The sequence below is a fragment of the Clostridium sp. YIM B02555 genome (genome assembly GCF_022320955.1).
Taxonomy (GTDB): Bacteria; Bacillota; Clostridia; order Clostridiales; family Clostridiaceae; genus Clostridium; species Clostridium saccharoperbutylacetonicum.
Genome location: NZ_JAKJJY010000001.1, coordinates 111,390 through 127,016, shown reverse-complemented (window position 1 = coordinate 127,016; position 15,627 = coordinate 111,390). Strand labels below are relative to the sequence as shown.

At 28.8% G+C, this 15,627-nt stretch carries 9 protein-coding genes; all 9 read right to left on the bottom strand.

The window, feature by feature from the left end:
- Positions 1-50: 50 nt before the first annotated feature.
- Entirely contained in the window at positions 51-2,801 is a 2,751-nt protein-coding gene (locus L3B98_RS00575) for a calcium-translocating P-type ATPase, PMCA-type (RefSeq protein ID WP_238915154.1), read from the bottom strand.
- Positions 2,802-2,916: 115 nt separating this feature from the next.
- The gene (recQ, locus tag L3B98_RS00570) at positions 2,917-4,698 is read right to left on the bottom strand and encodes a DNA helicase RecQ (RefSeq protein ID WP_238915153.1); all 1,782 of its coding nucleotides are present in this window, start codon (positions 4,696-4,698) and stop codon (positions 2,917-2,919) included.
- A gap of 219 nt (positions 4,699-4,917) precedes the next feature.
- Positions 4,918-5,946 (bottom strand): sugar diacid recognition domain-containing protein, encoded by a 1,029-nt coding sequence (locus L3B98_RS00565; protein WP_077360683.1) that lies wholly within the window; start codon positions 5,944-5,946, stop codon positions 4,918-4,920.
- Positions 5,947-6,135: 189 nt separating this feature from the next.
- Positions 6,136-7,278: a glycerate kinase gene (locus L3B98_RS00560; RefSeq protein WP_077360681.1), complete on the bottom strand. Its 1,143-nt coding sequence runs from the start codon at positions 7,276-7,278 to the stop codon at positions 6,136-6,138.
- Between the two features lie 52 nt (positions 7,279-7,330).
- A complete protein-coding gene (locus L3B98_RS00555) occupies positions 7,331-8,629 on the bottom strand; it encodes an SLC13 family permease (RefSeq protein ID WP_077360679.1) in 1,299 nt (432 codons plus the stop codon).
- 459 nt (positions 8,630-9,088) lie between these two features.
- Positions 9,089-9,928 (bottom strand): sugar phosphate isomerase/epimerase family protein, encoded by an 840-nt coding sequence (locus tag L3B98_RS00550; protein ID WP_238915152.1) that lies wholly within the window; start codon positions 9,926-9,928, stop codon positions 9,089-9,091.
- Between the two features lie 509 nt (positions 9,929-10,437).
- Positions 10,438-12,966 carry an FAD-dependent oxidoreductase gene (locus L3B98_RS00545; protein ID WP_015390950.1) on the bottom strand — a complete coding sequence of 843 codons (2,529 nt, stop codon included), beginning with the start codon at positions 12,964-12,966 and terminating at the stop codon, positions 10,438-10,440.
- A gap of 268 nt (positions 12,967-13,234) precedes the next feature.
- Positions 13,235-14,119 (bottom strand): 50S ribosomal protein L11 methyltransferase, encoded by an 885-nt coding sequence (locus L3B98_RS00540; protein WP_015390949.1) that lies wholly within the window; start codon positions 14,117-14,119, stop codon positions 13,235-13,237.
- Positions 14,120-14,242: 123 nt separating this feature from the next.
- On the bottom strand, positions 14,243-15,469 hold the full coding sequence (locus L3B98_RS00535; protein WP_238915151.1) for an FprA family A-type flavoprotein: 1,227 nt from the start codon (positions 15,467-15,469) through the stop codon (positions 14,243-14,245).
- Positions 15,470-15,627 lie beyond the last annotated feature (158 nt).

Here is a 15,627-nt window from a genome sequence, read left to right as displayed (position 1 = left end):
AAAAATAGAGAATAAATCAAAAAATAATTTATCCTCCAATAATAAATTAACTATTTTCTTATTGTTCTCACAGTAAATTTTACTATTTCATTTATTACTATTATCATAAATGCCAAGCCTAATACCTTAAGCCACATTAATGGTGATAATGCTACTGAATTAAAGAATGTAGTAAATACTTGCGTGAAAATAATTTGAGCTATTCCTGTAATAATTATTGTTTTAATTGCTATAGTATTTTTCAAAAAATTAGGAATTATACTATCTAATCCAAATTCCCTACAATTAAATGCATTAAATAATGCACTAAATGCAAACAATCCAAAAAGAACAGTTTCCATTTCATTAGCAGTACCAATTTTGTTTGTAGCTGCACCTAAAATATTATATTTCATTTGTATAAACAAAATTGCTGCAACATATACTGCATTTAAAACTATGCTTATAATCATAGTTCTTGTAATTATACTCGAATCTCTATCTACAGGTTTTTTGTTAAATACATTATTTCTAATTGGCTCTAATCCTAAAACTAAAGCTGGTGGTCCATCCATTATTATATTTATCCACAATAATTGAATTGTTGTAAATGGCATTTCAAAATTTAAAATCTGAGATATAATTGCAATTAAAAATGCAATTATATTTACTGTAAGCTGAAATTGTATGAACCTTTGGAAGTTTTGATATACTCCTCTTCCCCATTTTATTCCATGAATAATTGTTGCAAAGTTATCATCAGTTAAAATTATATCTGCAGCACTTTTTGAAACTTCTGATCCTGAAATCCCCATTGCTATACCTACATCGGCTTTTGTTAAAGCTGGCGCATCATTGATTCCATCACCTGTAACTCCTACTACTTGACCATTTCTTTGAAGTATATCTACAATTCTCATTTTTGTTTCTGGTTTACTTCTAGCTACAATTGCTATATTATTAATTTCTCTTTGCAATTCTTCATCACTTAATGTATCAATATACGTTGCCTCAACTGCTCTTTTTCCATCATTAAGCATTCCAAGGTCGTTTCCTATTGCAATTGCTGTATTTATATTATCTCCAGTCAACATTTTAGTTTCAACACCAGCCTTTTTAGCTGTTAAAATAGCTTGCGTTACATCTGGTCTTAATGGATCTCTTATTGCTACAAATCCGCTAAATATTAAATCATTTGCTCCTTTTGATAATTTTGGCTTTAAAATACTAGCTTCATTAGTAATTGCAGCTTCAGCTTCCATTTCTTCTGCGACTCTAAATCCAAACCCTAAGATTCTCATAGATTTAGCTTGAAATTTATGAATTTCATTTTTAATTTCATTTCTTCTTTCTTCTGTTAATTCTATATATTTATTGTCTATTACTTCTTTTGAAGCATTAGATAATATTATTTCTGGTGCTCCTTTTACAAGAACCACATCTTTACCTTTTATTTTAATAACCGTTGCCATAAATTTATTCTTAGAATTAAATGGTATTTGATGAATAACCTCGGTTTCTCTTCTTTCCTTTTTATAATCATACTCTTCTAAATACGAAAGTAATGCACATTCTGTTGAATTCCCCAAATAATTCCACATTCCATCTTCAGAACTAATATGAGCAGTTGAATTTACAAGACAATTTTTTATAAAATAAGCATCTATCTCATTTTTATCATCAAAAAACTTTCCATTTAAGTAAAGACTTTCTACCGTCATTTTATTTTGTGTTAATGTTCCTGTTTTATCAGAACAAATTACACTAACTGAACCTATAGTTTCACATGCTTCCTTTTTAGTAACCAATGCATTAATTTTTGCCATCTTCTGCATAGTAATCGCTAAAGTCATATTAATCATTGTTGGTAACCCTTCTGGTACAGCTGCTACTATTAATGCTATGCACACAACAAAAGCAGTTTTTATAGGATCTATTGAATCTAAAAATGCAATTATCCCTGACATATCTATGTTTAGCTTATCGGCTAAAATCATTTTGGTTACCATGAATATAAATAACACTCCTGCTATAACACTAGATATTTTAGTTATTATTTTCCCTAAATTGCCCAGCTTCCTTTGAAGTGGAGTTTCTTCTTCATCTATTTGAAGCTCTTGTGCTATTTTTCCAACTTCAGTAGTATCTCCAATACTGGTTATAACCATAGTAGCTTTACCATATGCAATTAATGTTCCCCCAAACCCCATATTTATCTGCTTCGCTGGAATTGGATCTTGCATCTTCTTAATCCCATTTGACTCTATTTCTTCCATTTGAACTACGACATTAGAATCTTTTTTTACATCATCAGATTCTCCAGTTAGCATATCTTCTCTTACCTTCAAATCAATTGTTTCAACAAATCGTCCATCTGCTGGTATCATATCTCCTGTTTCAAGATAAACTATATCTCCTGGTACTAGTTCACTTTTATTAACCTGTATTACCGAATTATTTCTAAGTACCTTTACAACAATATCTTCTGTCATTTTAGCTAAAGCTTCAGCTGCTTTTTTAGATTTTCCTTCAGTAATAATTCCAATAGTTATTCCTATTGCTACAGCACATACTATACCAATTGAATCATAGATTTCTCCAATTATTCCACTTACTAAAGCTGCCACTAAAAGAATGACCATCATTGGTTCCAATAAAGCATTTTTTATATCATCAAATATACTTCCTTGTTCTTTACTAGTAAATTCATTTTTTCCATAATTTAAATTTCTTTTTTTAACTTCTGAGTCATTTAAACCGCTTTCTAAATTTACTTCTAAATTTTTCAAAACCGACTCTATATTTTCATTAAAATATTTCATTGGTTAACTCCTTTTGTAATTTTCTTTAATTAATCAAACTTTATTTAAACATAACATTTACTATTTTAACATAAAATTAAATTGAGCACATATAAATAAACACTTTAGATAACATTTATTTAGCTTCTCTTTCATCAGTTATCTGAACTATATTTAATAACTCCTTACCATAAGCTTCTATCTTCTTAATTCCTACCCCTCTAATTTCTAATAATTCCTCTATTGTTTTAGGTTTACTATTAGATATAGCAATTAAACTAGTATCTGAAAAAATTATGTATGGTTTTATTCTTTCTTTATAAGCTTTCTCTTTTCTCCATTTCTTTAAGGCTTCAAAGAGCTCCTTATTTAAAAGAGGTTCCCTCTTATCTAGAATTTTCAACACTAATTTTTCTTGACTCTTTAATAATTTCATTGATCTAGCATTTAGCTTTAGCATGGAATATGTTCCTTCTTTTAAATCAACATACCCTTCACTTAGTAAATTTTTAATTAAATCTTTTATAAAGCCACTATCGTATTCCTTCATTATTCCATAGGTAGTAAGCTTATCTAAGTTATTTTGAATTATTTTAGGGCCCTTAAATCCCTTTAAAATATCAACAAGAACTGATACTCCATACTTTTCCTTAGTTCTAAAAACTGTTGATAATATCATTTGACTTTCTCTTGTAAAATCTTTTAATTCATCATCATTTAAACAGTTGCTACAATTATTACAATAATTCAGTTTACGTTCATTACCAAAGTAATTTAATATATATTTCCTATAACATTCTTTTAAATTACAATAATTAATCATAGCTTGAAATTGCCTAAGTTGAATTTCTCTTCTTTTTATTGACGAACTTTTATTTATTATGTATTCGACTCTACTTATATCCGCTTCACAATAAAATAAATAACAACTGCATTTTTCTCCATCACGTCCACCTCTGCCTATTTCCTGATAATAAGATTCTATATTTTGCGGAAGTGTAAAGTGAACAACAAACCTTATATTGGACTTATCTATTCCCATTCCAAAGGCATTAGTTGCTATAATTATATCTATATTTTCATACAAGAAATTTTCTTGATATCTTTCTTTTTCTTCATCCTTAAGTCCACCATGATATTTCCCAACATTATAGCCTAAATCTTTTAAATAATAATAAAGTTCATCTACTTCTTTCCTTGAAGCACAATATACTATTCCTGCTTCCCCTTCATTTTCCCTTATTATATCTTTTAATATCTCAAGCTTATCTACTTCTTTAAGCACATTAATATTTAAATTTTCTCTATTAATATCACCCCTATATACATAAGGATTTTTAAGTCCTAAAAGTTTTATTGAATCTTCCCTAACAGCTTCTGTTGCTGTTGCTGTAAAAGCTGACAGTGTAGGTTTAAATTTAAGACTGTCATAAAAATTAGAGATTTCTAAATAACTCTGTCTAAAATCATGTCCCCATTGTGATACACAATGAGCTTCATCTATTACAATTTGTGAAATATATAAATCTTTAATCATATCTTTGAAAATTTTAGATTCAAGGCGTTCTGGAGAAATATATAGTATTTTATATTCTCCCATTGCTGCTTCTATTAATATTTTTTTTATAGTATCTATACTTTGGGTGCTATTAATATAAGTTGCTTTAACGCCAACACTTATAAGGTTATCTACTTGGTCTTTCATAAGTGAAATCAATGGTGCTATTACAATTGTTATACCTTGAAGTATTATTGCTGGTATCTGATAACAAATTGATTTTCCAGCACCTGTTGGCATAAGGCAAAAAGTATCTATACCATTTAAAATACTATTCATTATTTCAAGTTGACCTCTTCTTAAAGTCTCAAAACCATAATACTTTTTTAAAGCATAAAAAATCTTTTGCTTATTATCCATACTAATTACCTTTCTAAACTAATACTGAAATTAACCTTAAATTTACACTTAATCATTTAATTAATAGTATATACCAGATTTTTAGATTTTTAAACATACTATATAATAGCTAACTTTTTACCATTGAAATCTAATTAATAGTACATGAAACAAACAGCTAGTATACAAAATACTAACTGCCATACTTAATGTTTTAATTCTTATTTTAATATCTAAAACTTATCTCCAAATTAATCCACATAATAATTCAAATAGTTCTAACAAATTTTTTGGATTCTTACCAGTTAGGTTGTTAATTCTCTCCAACCTATAATTTAAAGTATTTCTATGTATATTTAATTTATTGGCAACACTACTAATATCTCCATTTTCCTCAATATATGCTTCTATAGTTTGAATTAATTCTAACTTATTTCCTGCTTTATCTAGATTGGACATTAACGAAACTAATTCCATCTTATTTGCATGTGCTAAATGAATAATAAATTTCAATTCTTCATAATTATAGAATAGGCTTGCTGGCTTTATCTTTGCTCCAAATTCCATTGCTAGTTCAGCATTTTCCAATGAAATTGCTGCAATATCCTCCATCCCACCAATACTAATCTTATTTACTTCATTATTTCCTTTTAAATCCTCTAATAGCGATTTATATATATGATTAGATGTTGTAAAGAAAGCCATTCTATTATTAATCTCATTATAATGTGAATACTTTTGACACAAGGTTTTAAATTTATGTGCATTTATATTTCCTTCTACAAGAATAACTTGGCACTTTTTTGTTAGATCAAGTCCATAACTTTTAGCTCTTTCGTGAAATTTATCATCATATATAGTTTTTCTATGTGCTAATTCATGATAAAATTTCTGCATATTTAATCTTTCATTTTGAACCTCTTCGTCAATTTTTGCTTGCTCAATCAATAAAACAGCTGTTACACGTACTAATTTACTAAATCTTCTTACCTCATCTGGATGCCCTGTAATGCCTATAACTCCTATCACTTCTTCGTTAAATATAATTGGCTCATTTACTCCTGGTTTCATTTTTTCATCTTCAGCATAAACTTGATTTATATGTTTATTATTTATAGCATTTTTAGCTCCTTCATGAATATTTCCAATACGATTTATATCACCACTGCCAATAATTACTCCATTTTCATCCATAACATTTATATTGTAAGGAATCACATTCATCATTTCTAAAACAATCTTTTGTGCTATAGTTTTTGATAATTTCATAATTCTTCACATCCTCATTAATATTATTGATATTATAACAAATATAAATTAAAAGTGCGTTTAAAAATCAAACGCACTCTTAAATAATCTTAATAAGTTTAGGTTTTTAAATTGTCAATGCTCAGTTGTCAATAATCAATAACTGTTGATTTCCTTTGAACAGCTTGCAACTCTTTTCCCAACATATAATTATAGTAAATTAATTAGTCTTATTATATTTTCAGCTGTCTTTTCAATATTTTCTTTTCCTTTTACTAATGCCTCTTCTAAAGAAGTTGCCCCTTTAGTTATACCAAATATTGAATCAATACCTTTTTCATATAAGACTTCTATATCTTCTCCAACTCTTCCTGCCAATGCAATTACTGGTTTATTATATTTCTTAGCAATTGTTGCAACCCCTAATGGTGTTTTTCCATATTGTGTTTGGAAATCTATACTTCCTTCTCCAGTCCAAACCATATCTGCTTCTTTAACTTTTTCTTCAAGTTTAGCGTACTCTATCACCATTTCAATTCCTTTTTTTAAAGTACCATTTAAGAAAGCCATAAGTCCTGCACCAAGTCCTCCTGCTGCTCCAGCACCAGGTTCATCAATTACATCTTTTCCTAATTGCTTTTTTATTACACCTGCATAGTGTCTTAAATTATCATCTAATACATCTATCATTGCTTTATTAGCACCTTTTTGTGGACCAAATACATTTGAAGCTCCCTTTTCACCACAAAGTGGATTATTAACATCACAAGCTACTTCTATAGTAACATCTTTTAATCTGGCATCGAATTCACTTAAATCAATAGTATTTAATTTCCCAAGCTCTCCTCCGCCAAAGCCTAATTCAGTTCCTTGTTTATCTAATAATTTTCCGCCAAGTGCTTGTATAACTCCTGCTCCTCCGTCATTCGTTGCACTTCCACCAATACCTATTAATAATTTTTTAACACCATGATCTAAGCAAGCTTTTATAAGTTGTCCTGTACCATAAGTAGTAGTTAATAATGGATTCCTTTTTTCAGGAGAAACTAAATGTATTCCGCTTGCACTAGCCATTTCTAATATTCCTATTTCACCATCACCTAAAATTCCATATTCTGCTTCCACTTCATTTCCTAAAGGACCAACTACTTTTAAAGAATATATCTTTCCATCAGTCGCATCTACTAATGACTGCATAGTTCCTTCTCCACCATCAGCCATAGGTACATGTATACAATTAATCTTATCATTTACTTTCTTTATACCATTTTCTATTGCTTCACATACTTCTTTTGCTGTCATACTTTCCTTGAATGAGTCTGGTGCTAATACAATAGTTAATTCTTTTTCCATATTAAACTCTCCTTATTTCTCGCTTATATTAAAAACTAATTAATAATTGAAATTACATTAAAAATCCATATACAATTGTTGCTACAATACACGTAGCTCCACCAATTAGAGATTCAAGTGGCATTAACTTCATACGTTCCTTAATATCCATTTTTACACAATCTGCTGTAGTATGGAAGAATGTTCCATGTGGTAAGTGATCAATTACTATTGCTCCTGTATGAACCATAACAGCTGCATTTAACGGAGCTACTCCCATAGCTAATATTGCTTTCCCAAAACTACCAGCTGCTACAAGTGCTCCTGTTGATGTTGATGCTGTAGCTCCTGCCATTAATATACCTGATATTGGTGCTAAAAATACTCCTGAAATACCTGTTGTTTGAATACAGTATACTACTGCATCACTTAAATTAGATTTAGAAATTATACCTGCTATTGCTCCTGCTCCAATTAAAATAACTGCTGTACCTGTCATTTTATTTAAACCTGAAGTTGTGTAAGGAATAAATTTATTAAATTTACCCATTGCAATTAACCCTATAATACCCGCAAATGGTAGTATAATCAATGAATCAATTTTAATCGCCGCAAGTGCTGGTATGTTAAGCATACTTCCAACAGGACTAATTGCTAACAATATTATAGCTACTATTGGTGCTACCATTGCTTTGCCAAAACTTGTTTTTTCCTTATTAGTTGTTATTGATGCTTCTGATTCTTTTATAGTTATTTCTTTAATTGCTTCTCCTCTTTTATTTAGCAATGTAGCAACAAAATATGTAACTACTAATCCTACTATTGCTGGAATAAATCCTCTTATCATTACTTGTGCCAAGTCTACATCAAACCCTTTTGCTACTGCAATAGTATTTGGATTAGGTGACATTATATTTCCAGACTTACCTCCACCTATCATAGCTAAAAGTATTGCAGATTTAGTAAGTCCTGCTTTTTTAGCTACAGATAATGCTATTGGTGCAACTATAATGACTGCAACTGTAACAAATACACCTACTGCTGTAATAACCATAGTTGCTAAAGCTATTGCAAGCAATGCTTTTTTCTCACCAAGTTTTTCTACTATAGTTTCTGCAATTTTTTCTGCTGCACCAGATTCAATCAAAATCCCTGCAAGTACTCCTGCTGCAAGTACTCTAACTACTGCCCCCATTACGCTACTAGTACCATCAATAAGCGCCTGTGTTGTTTGAGCTAAGCTCGCTCCTCCAATTAGTCCACCTATTATAGCTCCGCCAAAAAGTGCATATACTGGATTTACCTTTCTTAAAATTAATATTATTGCAATTGCTAAACCAATAACCGCTCCACTCCAATGAATAATTGCCATTTTACTTCCTCCTAAATTTAATAAATTAAAAAATTATATAACTTGCTACAATAGCTAAATAACGTTAACGTTTACTAACATATTAAAATAATAATATATTTATTATTCAGCTGATATTGTTTACTTAACGTTTTTTTTTGTTCATTTGCACAAATAATTTTATTTTTTTATACATTGAATCAATTATTTCCCATAAAATTAATGTTTTTTCTAATTTATTAACCAAATTTATCATTAATATGTATTGATATAGTTGTTCATTGAAGGAAGTTTTAATTAAAATGTATTTATGAATACAAATAAAATAGAAACTGTTATATCAAGTAAATGCGATAATATATTAGTTTGTTATAAAAACAACTTAATATATTATCTTTTTATCTTAATGTAACAGTCACTCAATTTCTTGTGGTTATTCAATTCTTAGTAATTTAATTTTTCTGTTAAACTTAATATGTCTTACTTCACACTATTATATATTTTAGTAATGTAATCAACGCTATCATCTACATGTTCTGGTTTTGTACTTTCAAGAAACACCTCAATATAAGGATTATTTTCTTTTATTAGTGATAGTAATAATTCATAATTTAACAAACCTTTTCCAATTGGGACTAATTTAATTTCGTTATCTTCACATATAAAATCTTTTGCATGAATAGCAACTATTCTATCTCCAAATAATTCAAAGTTTTTTTTCATCATTTCATCTTGATCTTTATAATTTTCTACAGTTATATAATTTGTTGGATCAAAAATTACTTGTAGATTATTAGATAGAATATTGTTAAGTACCCTCTTCATTCTTTCTGGAGTATTGATTATATGATTTGCAACTCCTTCAATAGCAACAATTACTCCAAACTTCTCAGCTTCTTCTGCTAATATTCTTACAGAATTTAAAGTTCTTAAAAAAGCTTCTTCTGTATTATTTTCTGGTCCATAAACATATTCTTTATTCAAAGCACCAGTTTCTGTTCCCACAAGACTACATCCAAAATCTCTTGCAAATCTTATATGTTCTTTGAATCTATCTAATAATACCTTAAGTTCATCATCATCAGGATGAGCTATATTCACATAGCAACCTAATATACCTATACCTATATCATGTTTAGCAAATATATCTCTTATATGCTTTGCCATTCCTGGTGTTATATGAGCTTTATTAGCATTGAAGCCAGTATTAATTTTCCTTAGTGCTAACTGAACAGTTTTAAAATTTTTACTTTGTATACTCTCGCTTAAATCTTCAAGATTAGTATGAACTACATCATGACATCTCATTCCAAGTCTCATAACAATTCTCCTTTATAATCACAAATTCTTGCACACGTGTTCATTTTTCTGTTTCACTTTTAATATAAACAATTTTTAAATAAAACTTTACAAAAAATTGCTCCCTGCAATAGACTATAATTTTGTAATACATTTCTACATAATAAAAGTATCATAATTTAGTATTCTTTTCAACATTCAACTATGATGTATATAAAAAAATCGTAGGCGACTATGGAGCCGGAGATTTTTAATATTAAGTTCCGTATTGTGCTTCGCACTCTTTTTATAGGTGCGCATCTGCCTTTTCGAACGCATGTGAGAAAAATGTGCACCTTAGAAAAGGCAGCTATGCTGCATATGAGAACATTTTATGCAGGCGAATATGATTTGTTTTTTATTCTTTTCTTATACACAACTCAGTTAAATAGTCTTTTTTATATATTATCCACAGATCTTACTGAATTATAAATTTCAAAGAATAAAAAAATTAGAGCTCATAATAAGCTCTAATTTTTTCAGGTATTACTTTAAAAAACGTCAGTAAATAATTTATTTTCTTTTACATCTTGTGTTACTTTAACAATCTTTTTTGTATCTCCAATTAAAATTGCTCCACATAAACGATTATTAGCGAAATAGTATTTTTCATATATTTTCTTAATTGGATCTTTGAATTCTACTGTTTTATATTTTAGATATGGATTTTTTCCATTATCTCCAATTGCATATATTGAAGTGTTCATTCCACTAAAAGTTAAAGCTGCATCTACTGTTTCATATTTCAAAGAATCTCCTGCAGCATTTGCTCCAGCTACTTTCCCCATTTCCAAAGCTTGTGGCCAAGTTCCATAATTTATTCCATCATATTCTGCACAATCTCCACAGGCATAGATATCTGCCACATTAGTTTCCATTTTTTCATTTACAAGCACGGATTTATGAGAATTGATTCCTGCTTCTTTAGCAATCTTCGAATTAGGCACTATTCCACAAGATACAATAATAAGGTCTGCCTCAAGAGTTTCATTTCCATTAATTTTAACTCCTGTTGCTAATTTTTTCCCTAATATTTCATCAATCTTAACATTTAATCTAATATCAATTCCAGTTCCTTTTATTACTTCTTCTAAGAACTTTCCACCTTCATGATCTAATTGTGTACCCATTAAGGTATCAGCAATTTCTAATACAGTCACTTTACACTTTGTTTTGCTTAATTCCCAAGCTGCTTCAAGCCCAAGAACTCCTCCACCAATTATAACTACATTTTTTACCTTTGGTAATACTTCTATAATTTTATCAACATCAGAAACACGACGTATTGCTATAACAGCTTTTTTATCAATTCCTGTTATTGGTGGAACAAAGCATTCAGAACCTAATGCATATATACATTTATCATATTTAAGTTTAATTCCATCATTAAATATTACTTCTTTTTCTTTTGTATCAAGCTTAATTATTTCTTTATCAAGAACATTAGTTATATTTTTTTCTTTGTACCAATATTTATCATGCATTAAGATTTGTTTTGGTCTAAATTTAGCTATAATTGATTTAGTTAACATAGGGCGATTATAGCCTAATATACTTTCATTTGAAACCATAACTATAGAACAAGTTTCATTTCTCTGCCTTATGGCGGTAGCTGCACTTACACCTGCCGCACCATTTCCTAAAATTAAATAAATTTCATCAGTGTTTTTCTTATAATCACTTTCGTCATCATCAACCTCTATGAAGTTTTCTTTTCCAACTCCACAAACTGGGCAAATTTCAAGACTAGAATCAAATATTTCACCACAAACTAAACATTTTACTAAAGTTCTCTTTGCAGACTTCTTAGCTGGGTTTTCTTTATTTTGTAAAACACATCCAAAATTATATCCAAAATCATAAGCTTCACTTAAATCATTATCACTTGGCTTAAACTTAATACGTAAGCCTTCAACGATCTTCATATTAAGCTGCTTTAATCTTTGCATGATATGTGGAACTCCTTCTCCACTCCAACCATAACTTCCAAATGCACTAGCAAGTTTCCCTCCATGAGTTCTTGCAAACATTTTTATAGTTAATTCCCAAATTGGTTCTAGAGCTTCACCAACAATAGTAGGTGTTCCAAATAAAATACCATCAGCAAAAGTTAATTCTTCTAAAACTTTTTCTTTATCATCTTCTACTAAATCATAAGATCTTACATCTATATCTCCACTAGCTTTAATTCCTTCAGTTATCTTACCTGCTAATTCCTTAGTGTATCCATAAGCACTTACATAAGGAATAATAACTGTTTTCTTAGTATTTGGATTCACTACAGTACACCATTTTTTATAAAGCTCAATAATCTCATCAATTCTGCAATCTATAACTGGTCCATGTCCTGTACAAATCATATCTATCTCTAAATCTTTGATTCTATTCAAAGCTTTTACCATAAATGGATTTTTAAAAGGTCCTATAATGCAATCAAAATAATATTTAGTTGCTCTTAAATATCCTTCATTATCTGTAACTTTACTTAATAAAATTTCATCAAAACAATAATGAGATCCAAAAGAATCACAAGTCAATAAAGTCTTATCTTCTTCTATGTATGTGTACATTGTATCTGGCCAATGAAGATTTGGAAGCATCATAAAGCGTAAAGTTTTATCCCCTACATTTAAAGTATCATTTTCTTTTACAGTTATGCTATAAAAATCACGATTTACAATATTTTTTAAAAATCCAATTGCAACTTGTGTTCCAACAATTTTAATATTAGGATTTATCTCAATAAGCTTTTCTATACTTCCAGCATGATCTGGTTCAGTATGATTCACAACAATATAATCAATATCTTTAATATCCACCAACTTCTCTAATGCATTTAAATAACCATCAAAAAACTTTGCTTTAGCTGTTTCAAATAAAACTGTCTTATCACTTGTTTTAAGTAAATAAGAATTATATGAACTACCAAATTCTGTTTCCATAATAATATCAAATACTTTTAAGTCTTTGTCTAATACACCTGTCCAATAAAAATCCTTTTTCAATTCCAATATTTCCATAAACTAATTCCTCCCTTGATGCACTTAACCATATAATATATTATATCCTATTTTATTAATTATTAACAGTATATTAACTAATAATTGTTATTTATTAAAACATTTCTTTACAAAAAAATCACTTCGAAATTAAGAAATAATTTATCTATAAAAAGCCTATCAATAGCTTATACTTAATAAATTTTATACTGGTTTAGATATAAAAAACAGGAGACTTTTTTTAAAGTGTCCTGTTTATAGGTACCATTTTAAACTGCTTTTCTTTTTCTTATTTATTCCTATACTTTTTCTCTAAAATCATCGTTACCCATTCATTAGTTTTTGTGCTCTTTATTAATTCATATCCTTGAGCTTTTAATTCTTCATAAACAACATTACTGCTCCATTCTACTAAACCAGATACATACAATCTTCCATTATCCTTTATAACATTATTTATAAGTTCCATTGAAGCTAAAGTTTCTTCTCCACCAATATTAATGAATACTACATCAAATTTCTCTTTACTTCCTAAATCTTTAGATGTAACATCTGCAACGACAACTTCTATATTACTAATATTATTTAAGGTAGCATTATATAATACTTCACTAGTTACATCTCGTATATCTAATGCCACTATTTTTTTTGCATTTTTTAATGCAGCTGCTATACTTAATATTCCAGAACCAGTTCCTAAATCAAATATGCTCAAACCTGAAAAATCTTCTTCTAATATATACCTAAGAAAATCTTGCGTAGTTTCATGAAGCCCAGTACCAAAAGACCCTTGTGATTCAAAGTTTATTTTATTTTTCTTTCCATCAATCATTTCATTTGGTTCTGCAATTATCCATCCATTATTTAAATCTACTGGTTCAAATGGCTTCTGCCAGTTGTCATCTTTTATTTCTATTAAATTTATTTTTTTATCTAAATTTAATACTTCTTTTATTTTAGCAATACATTTTTCACATTCCTCATAGTTTTCACATTCTGGATAAACCTTTAATTCTATAACTTCATTTTCTTTTTCATAAAAGCCATATCCATTAGAATCAACAGTTACTTGATAGGGAGCATCATAATAAGTAGAATAGAACCCTATACTTATAAGTTTATCAAGTATTACTTCGATTTCAGAATAGTTTACAGAAAATGATATTTGGAACATATCCTTCACCTCATTTTAATATCTCGTGTACTTGCTTGTACACTGCTTTATTTTATTTATATCTTCAAATAATTTATAACATAAAATTAAGGCTTATGAATTAAGCCCTAATGTATTTATATTTTATTGAACTTTATTGGGATTTTCTTTATTTTGTAAAAGGCATCCAAAATTATATCCATAACCATATGCTTCTTTTAACTGAGCATCACTTGGTTTAAATTTAATACGGAATCCTTCATCAACAACTTTCATTCTTAACTGTTTTAATCTTTGAATAATGTTAGGAACTGCTTCTCCACTCCATCCATAACTTCCAAATGCACTTGCAAGTTTTCCTCCATGAGTTCTTGAAAAAATTGATGTTGTTAAATCCCAAATAGGTTTTAATGCATCACCTACTATTGTAGGAGTACCGAAAAGAATTCCATCTGCAAATTCAAGCTCTTCAAGTACTTTTCCTTGATCTGCTTCTTCCATATCATAAGTTCTTACATCTATTTCTCCACTTTCTTTGATCCCTTTAGAAATTTCATTAGCTAATTCTTTAGTATATCCATAAGCACTTACATATGGTATAATAACTGTTTTTCTAGGATTTGGATTAGTTACAGTCGACCATTTATAATAATATTCCTTCACTTCATCTATTCTGCAATCTAATACTGGACCATGTCCTGTACATATCATATCAACTTCTAAATCTTTAATTCTCTCTAAAGCCTTTACCATAAATGGGTTTTTAAATGGACCAATAATGCAATCAAAATAATATTTAAGAGCTCTTAGGTATCCTTCATTATCCGTTAATTTACTTAATAATACACCATCAAAACTATAGTGAGAACCAAAAGAATCACAAGTAACTAATGTTTTATCTTCTTCAATATATGTATACATAGTATCAGGCCAATGAAGATTTGGAAGTGGCATGAAACGTAAAGTTTTATCACCTAAATCTAAAGTATCATTTTCCTTTACTGCAATACTTTCAAACTCTCTATTAACAATATTCTTTAAAAAACCTATGGCAACTTGAGTTGCAACAATTTTAATATTTGGATTAATATCTAAAAGTAATCCAATACTACCTGCATGATCTGGTTCTGTATGGCTTACTACAATATAATCAATATCCTTAATATCAACAAGTACCTTTAATTCCTTCAAATATTCTTCAAAAAATGTAACCTTCCCTGTTTCAAATAATACAGTCTTTTCACTGGTTTTAAATAAATAAGAATTATACGAAGTACCAAACTCTGTCTCCATAACAATATCAAATTTTCTTAAATTTGGATCTAAAAGCCCTGTCCAGTATAAATTCTTTTTTAATTCTAGTGTTTTCATTGTATACCCTCCTTAGTAAATTCATCTATATTATACAACTTTCTTTTATCAATTGGTATTCTGATTAATTTGGTTATATATAAATTTTCCTTTAGATTTTATTGTTCATTATTTCTTATTACTAATACCACTAATAATAGTATTATGTTATACTATTA